The sequence below is a fragment of the Psychrobacter sp. 5A.1 genome (assembly GCF_030407455.1).
Taxonomy (GTDB): Bacteria; Pseudomonadota; Gammaproteobacteria; order Pseudomonadales; family Moraxellaceae; genus Psychrobacter.
Window position 1 is genome coordinate 80779 of record NZ_JASDDJ010000004.1, and the last position, 14537, is coordinate 95315.

The following is a 14537-nucleotide window of genomic DNA, read 5'->3' on the forward strand; positions in this document are numbered from 1 at the left end:
ATCATAACGCCTATGCCATTAGAAGCTAAATAAACATAAGCTTCCCATCCAGCACTACGTCTAAGTTCATTTTTTTTAGTGGGCTTAGATGACGCCCCCATATATCCTAAAATTAAAACATATACTACTGCCAATAAACCCATAGTGCATCAACCAGCTTCGCCCTCAGTTTCAGATGCTTTTCTAGCTTCCATTCTTTTCAATGCTTGAATTTGCTTTGCCATCCCCTCTTGCACACTCTTGTTTTTATAATTCACACGCAAATTACCATACTCGTCGATAATCAGACGCTCATTAGTGTCTTTTTTACTATCTCTTTGGCTGATAAATATATTAAATGCTTTATTTACAATGCTCATTGCTATGTTCCTTATACAGAATAGAACTCGCTAATCTAGAATTCTATAGGGTAATGAGTAATTACCTTTATTACTTCATACTATACTAAACGCATAGAGTCAGCAATTACTTCTCAGTATATGAATATTTTTCCTATACTTAAAAGATACTAGCTATTATGAGCAATACTGTGCAAAAATTTTATATATCACTCAACTCTTTTAACGCAGATAGGGCCTGCTCCGCCTTATCGTTCGACACAAATATATGGTCATGATAATAGGCAGCGATCACATTGGCACTGATACCTTTTGAGGTCAGTTTGGTTGACACGGCTGCGGTTAGACCTACCGCTTCTAAACTTGAATGCACCGTTAAGGTAATTTCCTGAAACACGCCTTCGTACTGTAAACCTGCCTCATTAGCTTTGTCTTTTGTCAAAACCAGAGTCAGCCCTTCTGTCTCCATAAACGTCGCTATTGGCGCTAGGTTTACGTATTCAGCCAATTGCCCATTTACGGTACAAAACACAAATAACTCATCAATAAGTGCTGGCTGCATAGAACCCAATAGCTCGTTTATATCTGTAATTCCTGACATTTTCTTATTCCTTATTTTGCTTACTGCTAGTCTTTGTTGACCGTGATTTTAGCATGAGTGTAATCGCCTATACTCGTGAAAACACGATATAAACGCTAACCCCTATTTCTAAAAACCCAAACCCTAAACATAAAAAAGGTGAACCTAAGCCCACCTTCTTATTTAACAAACAGCTAACTAAAACTATCAGCAATTGCTAGAGGTTTGAGTAGCGACTAGCGCAATCAAGCGCGAGCGTTACGGAACATACGCATCCACGCACCGCCATTACCACACACATCCGTAATACAATCGAGTGCATGACCAAGATAAGATTGGCTGTTTTTTAACAATTAAGCCTCGGCAATTAACTCAGGCTTTTTATTCAATAAGCGCATTAATGTAACCGCAGCTCCTGTCGGGTTTCTAGTACCTTGCTCCCAGTTTTGTAAGGTACGCGAACTAATATTAAGTTTATCGGCAAACTGCTGTTGCGATAGTCCTGTCTTAGTTCTTATTTCCTTAATACTGGGCGTGTCATGGGTAAACTGGCGACTAGGCTGCGCTTGCCCTTTAGCAATCGCCAATGCTTGATTGAGTGATGTAGATAAATCATTATAAAATTCATTGTTCATGGCTGTACACCTCTTTAATTTGTTGAGTCAGCTTGTGTAAACTAGACTTCTCTTCGCTTGATAGAGAGGCTTGTTTATTCTTCGGATAAGCTAGCAGCATAAAAAATATGCCCTGACTATTCACAAAGTAATAGATAATCCGAATACCGCCACTCTTACCTTGACTAAGTGCCCATCTGGTTTTTCGAACGCCTCCTGTACCTTGAATCAAATCCCCTTGTTCTGGATTATTGATTAGATTTTCCTGTAGCTCTTTATAAGCTTCATCATCTAATAGTTTCAGTACTTGCTTAGTAAATATTGGCGTTTCGATGAAATGTAACATTCAATATCCTTTATCTTTATATTTCATTATATACGTCAATGAAGTACTTATCTACATATTTTTTCTGAATCTAATTGAGCTAAATATCATAAACACAAAAAAGGTGAGCCTAAGCCCACCTTTTTTATTATCCAAAATAACTTAAAACATTCTAGCGCAACCAAGCGCGAGCGTTACGGAACATACGCATCCACGCGCCGTCTTCGTCCCACTCTTCTGGTTTCCAGCTGTGGTTATAGGCTTTTAGGTTACGCTCAGGATGTGGCATCATGATAGTGACGCGACCGTCAGTGCTACACAGACCCGTGACACCGCCGACAGAACCGTTTGGATTGAGCGGATACGTCTCAGTTGGATGACCTTGGCTATCGACATAACGCATCGCAAGCTGACCGTGTTTTGCCATACCGTCGATTTCGTTGTTGTCTAGTGTGGCATAGCCTTCACCATGCGCCACAGCGATTGGCAAGATGCTGTCTTGCATGCCTTTGAACAGGATAGACTTGGTACGCTCGACTTTTACGTTGACCGTACGCGCTTCAAAACGAGCCGATTGGTTGGCGATGAAGCGTGGGAAGTTATCCGCACCTGGGATGAGGTCTTTTAACTGAGCCATCATCTGACAACCGTTACAGACACCTAGTGAGAAGGTATCAGGACGGGCAAAGAAGCGGACAAACTGCATGCGTAGCTCGTCATGGAACAAGATAGAGTTCGCCCAGCCTGAGCCAGCGCCCAATACATCACCATAACTAAAGCCACCACAAGCGACCAGACCGTCAAAGTCACGTAGATTGATGCGACCATTCAATAGATCGCTCATGTGTACGTCGACCGCTTCAAAGCCAGCTTGGGTAAAGCCTGCTGCCATTTCTGTCTGACCATTAACGCCTTGCTCGCGCAAGATAGCGACTCTTGGTTTGCTGTTATCAGAATCAGCACGGCTGTTTACATACGGCTCTTCAACTTTTTGATTCAAATCAAAGTTTGGCGCAGCGATGAGGCCTTTATGGCTCGCATCAGCAATCAAGTCATACTCTTGCTGTACGCACGCTGGGTTATCACGGCGACGCGCGATTTGATAGCTGACCTGAGTCCACGCTTGCTGCAATTCAGTACGGCTAAAGCGTAAAGTGTCATCACCCATGAGCGTTGGCGTTTGGATAAGTAAGCTGTCTTCTTCCGAGCTTTGACCAACGAGGCTCAGCATGTCAGCAACGTTAAACTCTTCTGCCAATTGCATTAGCGCCGCGACATTTTCTAGTAATACTTGAATGACTGCGCCCAGCTCTTCACTGAACAGCTGACCGAGTAAGTTATCATCGGTCAATGACAGCTTGATACCTTGACGGCTGGTGAACTGCATCTCAGCGATAGTCGCTAATAGACCGCCATCACCGATATCGTGATAGGCGCTGATGACGCCTTGCTCGTTACCCGCTTGGACAAAGTTGAAGAAGTCGACCAAATCGCTTGGCTGCGCCAAATCTGGGCAGTCGTTACCTAATTGGCTAAGCGTTTGCGCAAGGATTGAACCGCCTAGACGTAGCTTGCCTTTAGACAAGTCAATACGGTAGAACGCGCTGTCGCCATTGATTAGCTCAGGGGTTAGCGTTTTTGCCACGTCAACCACAGGAGCAAATGCAGTAATCACCAAGCTCATTGGTGAAACGACTGATTTATCCGTGTCACCTGCTTCACTGCTGTCAGTCCAGTTGGCACGCATCGATAGCGAATCTTTACCAACTGGAATCGCGATACCCAGTGCTGGGCATAGCTCTTCGCCGACTGTATAGACCGCATCAAACAATGCTGCGTCTTCCGCATCATCACCACAGGCTGCCATCCAGTTCGCTGACATCGTGATATCAGACAACTGTGCAATGCGCGCACCAGCGATGTTGGTAATAGCCTCGCCAATTGCCAGTCGTGCTGACGCTTGTGGGCTGATTAGGGCAACTGGCGTACGCTCACCGATACTCATCGCTTCACCGCTCATCACCTGACCATCTAGCGCGATCAAACCTGATGCTGTAACCGCACAATCCGATACAGGCACTTGATAGCGACCAACATACTGATCACGCACGACCATACCAGTGATAGAGCGGTCACCAATGCTGATCAAGAATGACTTGCTAGCGACCGTTGGGTGACGCAAGACGTCTTTGATAGACTCAGCTAAATTGACTTCATTTAAATCTAATGCAGGCAAGCTGGTGTCATGACGCTCAAAGCTACGCTTCATCTTCGGCGTGCCACCTAGCAATACTTGCATCGGCATATCGACAGGTTGGTCTTCTAGCAACTCGTCATTAACAACCAATTGACGGACATCTGTGGCTGTTCCCAAGATGGCATACGGGCAACGCTCACGCGCACAGATGGCATCGAATTGGGCTTCGCTTTCTGGACGAATCGCAAGGACATAACGCTCTTGCGCTTCGTTTGACCAGATGGCCATTGGTGACATGCCAGCTTCTAACGATGGTATTTTACGCAGGTTTAGTACCGCGCCCATCTCGTGGTCATTGACCAACTCAGGCATCGCATTAGAGATACCACCCGCACCCACATCATGCAATGACACGATAGGGTTGCCGTCTTTACCATTATTGCTCGCATCGACATCATTACCGGCTAGTGCCCAGCAGCGATCCATCACTTCTTGGCAACGACGCTCCATCTCAGCATTGTCACGCTGTACAGAGGCAAAGTCCAAGCCTTCATCAAGTGAGCCACTATCAACTGAAGACGCTGCACCACCGCCCAGACCAATCTGCATGGCAGGGCCACCAAGGACGATTAACAAATCACCTTGTTGAATGGCGTTTTTTTCAATGAGGTTGCGTTTGATATTGCCGTAACCACCTGCCAGCATGATCGGCTTATGATAGCCGCGCATTTCGCTACCGTCTTTTGCGGCAGAAGTATCAAGCTGGAAACTACGGAAATAACCGCATAGATTAGGACGACCAAACTCGTTTGAGAAGTTGGCTGAACCGAGTGGCGCTTCAGTCATAATCTCAAGGCTGGTTGCCATACGATCTGGCGTGCCATAAGCCTGAGTACTCAATTGACCTGACTGCTCCCACTTCTCCGCAAGCTCTGGGATATGTAGGTGTGATACGTGAAAGCCTGTCAGACCTGCTTTTGGCTTACCGCCACGACCTGTTGCGCCTTCATCACGAATCTCACCACCAGCACCTGTCGCTGCACCCGCATACGGGGCGATAGCCGTTGGATGGTTGTGCGTTTCGACTTTCATCAGAATGTCGATTGCTTCTTGATGGAAGTCATAAGGATGGGCAGAGTTTGCATCCATCGCGTCAGTCGGAATCGGGTAAAAACGCATGCCGTCAGACCCTGCCATCACAGCAGCATTGTCTTTATAGGCAGACAAGATACCTTGTGGATTCGACTGGTAAGTATTTTTAATCATTTGGAACAGTGATTTTGGCTGTACTTCGCCATCAACCGTCCACTCAGCGTTAAAAATCTTATGACGGCAATGCTCTGAGTTGGCTTGTGCAAACATCATCAGCTCAACATCAGTTGGATTGCGCTTAAGCTCATTAACATAAGCATTCATCAGATAGTCGATGTCTTCACTTGATAATGCAAAACCAAACTGGGTATTGGCAGATTCTAATGCTGACTGACCTTGTCCGATGACGTCAATATGATTCAATGATGCTGGCTGCTCATCATCAAACAATTTGTTCAAATCATTCAAATCATAGACCAAGCTCTGCGTCATACGGTCAAACAATAATTGCTCAGCGTCTACTGGTAGTTTTTCGCCTGCTTCACCCTCAATCGTTAACGTATAAACAACGACGCGCTCAACACGATTGAGCTCGATTTCACAGTTATTAAAAATGTCAGTCGCTTTACTTGCCCATGGCGAAATCGTGCCAAAACGTGGACCAACGATGACTTGTAATTGATTGTCCTGCGTGCCAGTCAGCACTGTCGCACTGTCAACAGCGAGTAGGTCTAACGCCTTTTTATGTTCATCACCTTCGAGCTTGCGTGATAGCACATACACTTGCTGGGTACTTATTTGACTGACATTGAGCTCGGTTTTTTGCTGAAACTGACTGATGAGTTGCTGCGTCTGAAAATCGGTAAGAAACGGTTGTCCGGCGATGGTCATCATAAAGGCATAATCCGTAAGATCAAGGCATCTCTGCCATGCTAAGTAAATGGTCTGCGTATTATAACAAGAAGCCCTGTAATAAGCAGGTCTAAACCAAGATAAATTGCCGAAAAGTTGCGTTCTATCGCCACTCATTATTTGCGAATCGATAATTCAAAAAAGCCAAACTTTTAATCATTTTTAAAAAATTCATCCAAAAATAGAACACTCAAATCCACGCTGTCACAATTTTTACCTAACCTTCATATTCCTTACAAACGCTCACATCGCCTTACTGGCAACCTATATAAATAGACCAGTGGTTATCGGTATTCTAGACACGAATTATCAAAAAGCTAAAAGTTAATAAATAAAAATCTACCTAATAAAAACTTCATAACTATTAATTGAATACTATAAAGAAAAGGAAATTTACTATGAGCAGACAAGACCATATCGATAAAGTACAAGCACTGGTAAAAGAAGTGAAATTTGCCATGATGACCACTCGTACCCACGAAGGCCATTTACAAGCCTGCCCGATGACTACTAGCGAAACGAGCATTGGCGCAAAAGAGATTTGGTTCATTGGTGATAAAACCACTGAAACCGTCAAAGATATCGAAAAAGATCCACAAGTAAACTTGGCTTATGTCAGTCAAGATTCAAAAGACTACGTCTCGATTAACGGCAAAGCAGAATTGGTTGAAGACCAAGAAAAGCTAGATGAACTGTGGTCGCCAATTTACAATGCGTTTTATGAGCAAGGTAAAGAAGATCCAAACGTCCAGTTAATCAAAGTCGTCCCACATGGTGCAGAATACTGGCTAAGCGGTAGTTCAGTCGTCAACATGTTTAAGATGACCACTGCTGCTGTCATGGACGGTAAGAAAGCGACCAATCTAGGTGAAAATAACTCAGTGACTTTATAAAAATTAGTAATGTTATAAGAAACCGTTATTTAAAAGCAAAATAGTAGAATACGAAAACGCCAGTGGCTAATGTGACTGGCGTTTTTTATGATAAATTATTCGTATAGTCTTAGTTAAAATTTACAAACTGCCTTGCCGTCGTAAAGACTAAAATCTTTTAATTTATCCAAGGTCTTCTGTGGATTAGATTCACTAAAACCAATTTTTTTCTTTGGTGAGAAATAAGTTATTTTAGTTTGTTCATTACCTACAGACTCTAGTAAGACCTTAAAAGTATAAGTATCAAAATTAGATTTGCCGATGAAATAAGCCTTGTTTTGCTCTCTGTCTAAATTGGCGTCGATAACCTGATACCCATTTTGGCTCCGGTATTCGAGACATTTACTCATATACTTTTTTAAATTAGCATAAGAAGAGACAATATCGAGTTCAACCTCGGTCGAAACTACTCTTGCATTAGTAGTAAGCTCTGTTTCAGAAGTTGGTAAAATTGCTCTCACACAGCCTGTTAAATAGGTACTTAATAAAAGAATACTAAAAATAGCAGATAGTTTGTTTTGTAATATCATGACTAAAACTCTTCTTAATTAAGGACTATTTTTCAAAAATATCAGCCACTTTTTGATTGTCATAATTACCAATTTCAACAGGACTACTAACCGCTGACTTTAAAACAATACCTTCCTTATCAGCTGGTTCAAATCTTGAGTCGGCTTCGTATTCATATACTGTGAGAGTACTAACTTCCCCTTTAGCAAAGCTTGGTTTGAACACATAGCTCTTGCCACTCTGATAGTTGACTGTAGGCAGTTGCGTATATAACGCTTTATTTTCCCATCCTGCACCACTTACTAATAGCTGATGGTTACCTGTAGGAATTTTGATAGGCCTAATACTCATTCTATAAGCATTAAGAGTTTGATTAACATTCAAACTAATTGGTATATTTTTGACCCATTGATCATCTACTTTCATAACACGAAGAGGATCAGTAGCAAAAATACCGCCACCTGTGAACTCAGCATAAGGGTAGCCTCGCACTATAGCAAACTCTTGCTCATCGCTTACTACGAATTGATTGGCATACTTAGATAATCTCTGGTCATAAGAAATACCCTCTACATTCAACTGAGGTAAGCTTGCATCTCTTCCCCTTTGGGTAGTTGGGCTAGTAAAAGCTGAACAAGCCGTTAGGCTGCTAACAATAAATACAGCCAATAATGTTTTGTATACCATTAGAATTCCTTTTAATATTCTAAACGTAGAAATCGATCATTCTAGAATAAAAAAACTTAATAAGGTATAAAAAGTTAAACATTTTTTTAATCTTTTATCAAAATTATTATTGTCCGTTATATATAGAAAACGCCAGTGGCTAATGCGACTGGCGTTTTTTATGTTTGGTAGTTTGTCTCTTATTTCACAGTAGAATAAAAGTTATAATTATTGCGGTGGTTTCGCATAACCATTATCAGCTGGATAAGCCTGTGGCTGCGCTGGCTTTGGCTTAGTAGGATCATACAGCCCATAAACTGCCGTACCGATTACACCCGTATTATTGATAGAGCCCGAGCTGGTATTGGCAGCATAAGCACTCTCTGGCTTGCTAAAAATAAAAGACGCCACTGAGCTTTGGCTCTTGCGGAAACCTTCAATCACCAAGTCATCATGTGGGTGTAAAACATATCCACTATCATAGCGACTAGCAGCGCTGCCATTCAGGACATTTATCCCATCAACACTAGCGACGATTTCATAAGTATTGGCGCTGTTATTACGATACACCAGACGGTAGGCCTGACCTGCTTGACCTTGAACATAGTAATTGCCCGAGTCTCGATAGAGCGATAACTGACCTGTGTCCGTTGCCATCGAAAAATCGACCTTACCAGCCAGTAGCGACATGCTATTTACGGCGCGACCAGTATAGGCTTTGTCTGCATAACGAACCTGCATCTGCTCAATAGGCTCAGGATTGGTACGGCGCAAATCAACAGTAGTGACCTCTGAGTTAACATCATCGCCCCATTTGGTACCCAAACGCTCCGATTCAGCAGTATCTTCAACTGACACTGTCTGAGCTGATTCGTTTTGGATACTTGGTACCGATTGCTCCTGCATGTTTGACCCTGAGGAACACCCTGTCAGCAATGCAACTAACATGACGGCAGCGACGGACTGTTTCTTATGTAATGCCATACCTATTTCCTTATTTGAATAACCTATTGTCATACTTCAACCATTTTTCTTATCTTTTGTTTACTATTTTTGAGTATATATCAACAGAATGCACAATCAAAGTTTAAAATAAATACGCCATATCATAGCGTTATCAGTAGACAATAAAAAACGCCAGTCGCATGAGCCACTGGCGTTTTTATCTCAATTTTATGATACGACACTCAATAGTACGGCTTAACCACTCTGCTTGAGATATGGCCAAGCGGCTCTTAGATAAATCATCATCGACCACAAAGTCAGTATCACAGCGGCAACCATCAAGACATAACCGATCGTCTCAAGCGACTGCCAATTGAGTAGTAGTACCGTAATCGCCACCATCTGAAACGTGGTCTTTAACTTACCGACATAAGATACGGCCACACTGGTACTTTTACCCAGCTCTGCCATCCATTCACGCAGTGCGGATACCGCAATCTCACGCGAGATAATGACAATCGCTGCTATCGCCATAATGATATTAGGATGCCACTGCACTAAAATGATAAGCGCTACCGCGACCATGAGCTTATCAGCGACGGGATCCAAAAAGCGCCCAAAGGCTGACATAACATTCAATTTTCGAGCAAAATATCCATCCAGCCAATCGGTGATCGCGGCAATGATAAAGACACTGGTCAGCAATAAATGGCGCAATAAGCTATCGCTAAACTCGCTCATCCCTACCCGTGCAATGACATTGTCTGAGATGGCTGGCATACCAATACCCATGGAGGGCGGCCAATAGGCAATCGCGACAAACAGCGGAATCATCAAGATACGCGCAATCGTCAGGTTGTTAGGCAAGTTGAAAATACTCTTGGTATTTTGCGAACTTGGCGGTTTCTGCGTATGCAAATGCGTGCTCTCAGTCATGGCAAACCCAGTTTAATATAGACATAATAATGGCGGATAGCTTAGCATTTTTCGGCCAAGGCGTCATGCCATCTCTTTATCGATTAAGTTATCAAAGGTATCAAAAATAATAATAACTCCTTTGATAACTTCTATTCTGAATGGGTTATATCAATAACTTGCCCAATCTCTGATACGTAAGCCTTGATACACAAGCGCTGACCACTTTGAATGATTACAACGTAATATACTGTAACCAAAACAGCCAAATGGACGCCAATTGCGCTATGATAGTGGCTCTATTAGAACACTTGTACACTTAGATAAGTAAGCAAATATGTCCATCTATTGCATTGGTCATTATTGTCCTCATAGATAACAGTAGAGAGCACCAATAATTACAATAAATCTTGACCACGGCATGTGTCATAAATACATTATCCGTTTTCCTCAGCCCACAGTACCTCCTCTGTGGGCTCTTTTTTTGTCTGTAATTTGCCGTATGTCGAGTTTTTATACTGCTCAAATATCGCTAAACGATGCAAAATAATGAGCATGGATTTTACGCTTACTGCGTTTGCCAAATGGCCTCGACTGTTTTCTGCGCCATTTGATAGCAACTTTCGATATTGCCTGTTGCGCACCAGTCGCCACTGACGATCCATTGCTTGGTTTCATCGACTAAAATGCCTAACTCTTTAGTATCCTTATTTACTATAGTGGCTGCATAGCGCCAGCGATGACAATCTGTCTGGCTCGGCGCGCTATCGTCATTCCAGTTTAATGCTTGCTTGGCCGCTTCTAATAATTTTGCTTTGACGGCCTCTATATCATCATCGACATGCACTTGTGACCAGTCATTACGCGCATGAATAGTGACACTTGGTAGCAAAGCATCATGAGCAGGTTTTTGATGCTCAATAAATATCCTATCAAGAACAGCGCTATTTAAATAAGCGACATCCCATTGCGGTGCTAGCTGACTGTTTAATGTCTCAGGTAGCTTTTGAACATCATCCCAACCAAGCATCAGCGTATAGCAGGCTTGCATTTGCGGTTTAGTAATGTTGGCTTGCTGCGAAAAATCGCTATCAGCCATCAGCTCTACCGCCTGACCATTTGGCGCTGTACATATCACCCAATCAAACCAACCAAGACTGGCGCCAGTGTCGTCAAATAGCTCAGTTTGCTTGCTGTTTTGATTAAAAGTTTGGTTCTGAGACTGCTGCGGGTTTTGATGGTGCGAATATTGAGCGAGCGGTGCAACACGGGTCTTAAACACGATGGTCGTGTGCTTGAGCTCGGTGGCCAATTCACGACCCCAACTGGTCATTTTTGGTGTGCTGATATAACGGGCATGTATCGCATCCCATTGCTCTTTGCTGTGGATATCGGGCAGCTTGGCACGATCATTGGCTGGCGTTAACTCGACCACTTCGGCACACCATGGCTGTAGCAATCCAATATCCAACCAAGGAGCGATAAACTGTTGAAAGTCAGCAGTTTTGGCGGTGAAAAACTGTGCACCAAACGACCATTGCCAGTTCTTACCAGTTTCACTGTCGCTGCGATAGCGAGTCGCCAAACGGCCCACACTACGTGATTTTTCAAAGATAGTGATTTGTGGCGTGTTTGATGGTGAACTTATCTGGTTTGACGCGCGCGCTAGCAATGTCGCTGTGAGCAGACCTGTTAGACCACCACCAATGATGGCGATTTTTGGGGCAGCTAGGACAGTTGAGCACGAAGCATGATCAGTCATAATGACAATAGACCTTATAGAATATTTGTGAGTCGCTACTATATTAATTAGCTAGCCTATTAAGTGATTAATGGCTCACCAATTGATAGGGTAGCGATGTTGTCTTCTGAGAGATATTGAACCCTCAAACCGACTCAATATCAATATCATCTACGTAAAAAAGCCATGCTATCCTCGATAACATGGCTTTTATTCGACGGTCATCAGCGAGCATTGATGACTTGATGATGGCTAGATGTGAGCAATCACCTTCAACGATGCCGATCTATCAAGCAGACTACTCTCCGCGACCAATTTTTACCACTTCGACCAAGTCATTAATCACCGAGCTATCAGCAAGTGTAGATAGGTCGCCCAGTCCAACATATTGTCCTGCTGCAAGGTTGCGCAAGATACGACGCATGATTTTCCCTGAGCGTGTTTTTGGTAGCGCATCGACCATATAGATGGCATCTAAAGTAGCAATCGGCCCAATCTCAGAGCGCACATGACGCTTTAATTCTGCTTTTAGATCGTCTGTTTTTGCTTCGCCAGATTTTAGAATGATGAATGCACAGATGCCTGTACCGCGTATCTCATGTGGCATACCGACAATGGCGGCCTCCGCAGTCGCAGGATGCGCGACCACCGCACTTTCAATCTCTGCCGTGCCCAAGCGATGCCCTGCAACGTTGAGTACATCGTCGACACGACCGGTAATCCAATAATGCCCATCTTCGTCACGCTGAGCGCCATCACCTGTGAAATAATGACCTGGATAATCACTAAAGTAGGTCTTTAGAAAGCGAGGATGGTCATTGTAAATGGTACGCATTTGCCCAGGCCAACCGCTACCGATCACCAAGTTGCCTTCTGCAGGGCCTTCTAGTATCGCGCCATCACTGTCGACGACTTCTGGTTTGATACCATATAGTGGCGTCATTGCTGCCCCTGGCTTGAGATCGACCGTGCCTGGTATTGGTGCCATCAGGATGCCGCCCGTCTCGGTCTGCCACCATGTATCGACGATTGGACATTTGCCATCGCCGACGACATTATAGTACCAGTCCCACGCCTCTGGGTTGATTGGCTCACCGACCGAACCTAGCAAGCGTAAACTTGAGCGATCCGACTCTCGAACAAAGGCATCGCCCTCTTTCATCATCGCTCGAATGGCTGTCGGTGCAGTGTATAGAATAGTCACGTCATGCTTATCGATAATATGACCGATGCGCGCCCATGTCGGATGCTCTGGTACACCTTCGAACATCACAGTCGTCGTACCGTTGGCCAGTGGCGCATAGGTTGAATAGGTGTGACCAGTAATCCAGCCCACATCTGCTGTACACCAATAAACGTCATCTTCTTTGACATCAAAAACATCACGGAACGTTGAAACGGCATAAGTGATATAGCCGCCTGTGGTATGCACTACGCCCTTCGGTTTTCCTGTCGAACCAGAAGTGTATAATAAAAATAATGGATCTTCGGCATTCATGACTTCAGGCTCGCAGATCTCTGATTGACCATCGACCAAATTGTGATACCACACATCACGGCGACCACTCATCGGGATAGAGTTACCCGTACGATGGACGACGATGACTTTTTCGACACTATCAGTACCGTCCATATCTAGCGCCCGATCGACATTGGCTTTGAGCGGTGTATGCTTACCGCCACGTAAGCCTTCATCAGCCGTAATAATGATTTTTGAGCGACTGTCTACTAGACGATTGCCCAAACTCTCTGCCGAAAAACCACCAAATACTACTGAATGCACCGCACCAATACGCGCACATGCCAGCATTGCTACCATGGCTTCTGGTATCATCGGCATATATAGCGTCACACGGTCGCCTTTTACAACCCCAAGCTTACGCATAGAGTTACCTAGGCGACAAACCGCTTCGTGCAATTCTTTAAAAGAGATGATTTTGTGCAATGACGGATGGTCACCTTCCCAAATGATAGCAGGCTTGTATGGGTCTTTTTCGAGGTGACGGTCGAGACAGTTGACTGAAATATTCAGCTCACCATCTTCAAACCATTTGATGCGAAAATCCTCTAAGTCATAATTGACGTTGCTGATTTTGGTTGGTTTTTTTATCCAGTCGATTAGCTCAGCACGTTTCGCCCAAAAAGCATCACTGGCTTCAGTTGATTCGATGGATTGTTGGTAGTCTTTGAGGTATTGATCAGGGGTGGTATTAGCAGCAGCCATAAACTCGGCTGAGATAGGGAATGATTTCTGAGTCATCGTGTTTGGTCCTTTTTAATTATTATGACCTACATGGATAATCGTCTATAACGAACCCCATATAAGCAATAAGAGTCATCTTCCATAATGTGTAATGCTCATCGTTAGTTTGACAAATAAGCGGGACGGTTGCAAGGCATCAACAGCCAAACATAACAATTTCACTGTACATCTGTATGCTTAGATACTTATATTGGTACGTATAGTCCATCCACTATAAAAGAGCGGCCGCGTTAACCTCGCTTGAAGTATTACATATACCTATGCACTCGGTTGCTTTGTACCACTGCCAAATTGGATCGACTGTATATGGACAGCTATCATAACGATAATACTGAAACGGTGGTTGGTTTCAATCACACTGTGACAGCTTATCAAATATGACATTTAATCCTTGTAACCTTGGATGAAATATGGACAATAGCTACTCTAAAGACACCGCTTCATTTAACAAAACCAATTCGCATTTTTTAATAAAAACAGGCGATGGGTTTTGTTATACCTCTTTTA

Annotated in this window: 12 protein-coding genes; 1 reads left to right on the plus strand and 11 read right to left on the minus strand. The window is 43.7% G+C overall.

The genetic code is table 11. The features are described 5' to 3' along the window. Positions 1-149 precede the first annotated feature (149 nt). The 5 genes from QL982_RS01775 to purL all read right to left on the minus strand — a co-directional run bounded on the left by QL982_RS01775 (position 150) and on the right by purL (position 6040). Complete coding sequence (locus QL982_RS01775) at positions 150-359, minus strand: hypothetical protein (protein ID WP_290163679.1); 210 nt, start codon at positions 357-359, stop codon at positions 150-152. 181 nt (positions 360-540) lie between these two features. Further along, the gene (locus tag QL982_RS01780; protein WP_290163682.1) at positions 541-939 is read right to left on the minus strand and encodes an ACT domain-containing protein; all 399 of its coding nucleotides are present in this window, start codon (positions 937-939) and stop codon (positions 541-543) included. A 332-nt stretch (positions 940-1271) separates the two neighbouring features. Then, positions 1272-1553 (minus strand): NadS family protein, encoded by a 282-nt coding sequence (gene nadS / locus QL982_RS01785; RefSeq protein WP_238051322.1) that lies wholly within the window; start codon positions 1551-1553, stop codon positions 1272-1274. Then, on the minus strand, positions 1543-1878 hold the full coding sequence (locus QL982_RS01790; protein WP_290163690.1) for a type II toxin-antitoxin system RelE/ParE family toxin: 336 nt from the start codon (positions 1876-1878) through the stop codon (positions 1543-1545). Before QL982_RS01790 ends, nadS begins: the two co-directional genes overlap by 11 nt. 151 nt (positions 1879-2029) lie before the next feature. Next, a complete protein-coding gene (gene purL / locus QL982_RS01795) occupies positions 2030-6040 on the minus strand; it encodes a phosphoribosylformylglycinamidine synthase (protein WP_290163692.1) in 4011 nt (1336 codons plus the stop codon). A gap of 416 nt (positions 6041-6456) precedes the next feature. On the opposite strand from purL, the gene QL982_RS01800 reads away from it, so the two are divergent. Continuing rightward, positions 6457-6951 (plus strand): pyridoxamine 5'-phosphate oxidase family protein, encoded by a 495-nt coding sequence (locus QL982_RS01800; RefSeq protein ID WP_290190134.1) that lies wholly within the window; start codon positions 6457-6459, stop codon positions 6949-6951. A gap of 113 nt (positions 6952-7064) precedes the next feature. Here QL982_RS01800 and QL982_RS01805 read toward each other — a convergent pair whose 3' ends face one another. The 6 genes from QL982_RS01805 to acs form a co-directional block, all read right to left on the minus strand. Then, positions 7065-7520 (minus strand): hypothetical protein, encoded by a 456-nt coding sequence (locus tag QL982_RS01805; RefSeq protein WP_290190135.1) that lies wholly within the window; start codon positions 7518-7520, stop codon positions 7065-7067. A gap of 25 nt (positions 7521-7545) precedes the next feature. After that, positions 7546-8187 carry a hypothetical protein gene (locus QL982_RS01810; RefSeq protein ID WP_290166176.1) on the minus strand — a complete coding sequence of 214 codons (642 nt, stop codon included), beginning with the start codon at positions 8185-8187 and terminating at the stop codon, positions 7546-7548. 207 nt (positions 8188-8394) lie between these two features. Further along, entirely contained in the window at positions 8395-9150 is a 756-nt protein-coding gene (locus QL982_RS01815) for a hypothetical protein (RefSeq protein WP_290164352.1), read from the minus strand. A 216-nt stretch (positions 9151-9366) separates the two neighbouring features. After that, entirely contained in the window at positions 9367-10047 is a 681-nt protein-coding gene (gene pgsA / locus QL982_RS01820; protein WP_290164353.1) for a CDP-diacylglycerol--glycerol-3-phosphate 3-phosphatidyltransferase, read from the minus strand. A 547-nt stretch (positions 10048-10594) separates the two neighbouring features. After that, the gene (locus tag QL982_RS01825) at positions 10595-11788 is read right to left on the minus strand and encodes an NAD(P)-binding protein (RefSeq protein WP_290164354.1); all 1194 of its coding nucleotides are present in this window, start codon (positions 11786-11788) and stop codon (positions 10595-10597) included. A 277-nt stretch (positions 11789-12065) separates the two neighbouring features. Then, the gene (acs, locus tag QL982_RS01830) at positions 12066-14027 is read right to left on the minus strand and encodes an acetate--CoA ligase (protein WP_290164355.1); all 1962 of its coding nucleotides are present in this window, start codon (positions 14025-14027) and stop codon (positions 12066-12068) included. Between the last annotated feature and the right edge of the window lie 510 nt (positions 14028-14537).

What these genes read in the sequence shown, in the direction of transcription:
- QL982_RS01775 (WP_290163679.1), bottom strand. Translation starts at nt 359, where the DNA reads ATGAGCATTGTAAATAAAGCATTTAATATATTTATCAGCCAAAGAGAT.
- QL982_RS01780 (WP_290163682.1), bottom strand. Translation starts at nt 939, where the DNA reads ATGTCAGGAATTACAGATATAAACGAGCTATTGGGTTCTATGCAGCCA.
- nadS (WP_238051322.1), bottom strand. Translation starts at nt 1,553, where the DNA reads ATGAACAATGAATTTTATAATGATTTATCTACATCACTCAATCAAGCA.
- QL982_RS01790 (WP_290163690.1), bottom strand. Translation starts at nt 1,878, where the DNA reads ATGTTACATTTCATCGAAACGCCAATATTTACTAAGCAAGTACTGAAA.
- purL (WP_290163692.1), bottom strand. Translation starts at nt 6,040, where the DNA reads ATGATGACCATCGCCGGACAACCGTTTCTTACCGATTTTCAGACGCAG.
- QL982_RS01800 (WP_290190134.1), top strand. Translation starts at nt 6,457, where the DNA reads ATGAGCAGACAAGACCATATCGATAAAGTACAAGCACTGGTAAAAGAA.
- QL982_RS01805 (WP_290190135.1), bottom strand. Translation starts at nt 7,520, where the DNA reads ATGATATTACAAAACAAACTATCTGCTATTTTTAGTATTCTTTTATTA.
- QL982_RS01810 (WP_290166176.1), bottom strand. Translation starts at nt 8,187, where the DNA reads ATGGTATACAAAACATTATTGGCTGTATTTATTGTTAGCAGCCTAACG.
- QL982_RS01815 (WP_290164352.1), bottom strand. Translation starts at nt 9,150, where the DNA reads ATGGCATTACATAAGAAACAGTCCGTCGCTGCCGTCATGTTAGTTGCA.
- pgsA (WP_290164353.1), bottom strand. Translation starts at nt 10,047, where the DNA reads ATGACTGAGAGCACGCATTTGCATACGCAGAAACCGCCAAGTTCGCAA.
- QL982_RS01825 (WP_290164354.1), bottom strand. Translation starts at nt 11,788, where the DNA reads ATGACTGATCATGCTTCGTGCTCAACTGTCCTAGCTGCCCCAAAAATC.
- acs (WP_290164355.1), bottom strand. Translation starts at nt 14,027, where the DNA reads ATGACTCAGAAATCATTCCCTATCTCAGCCGAGTTTATGGCTGCTGCT.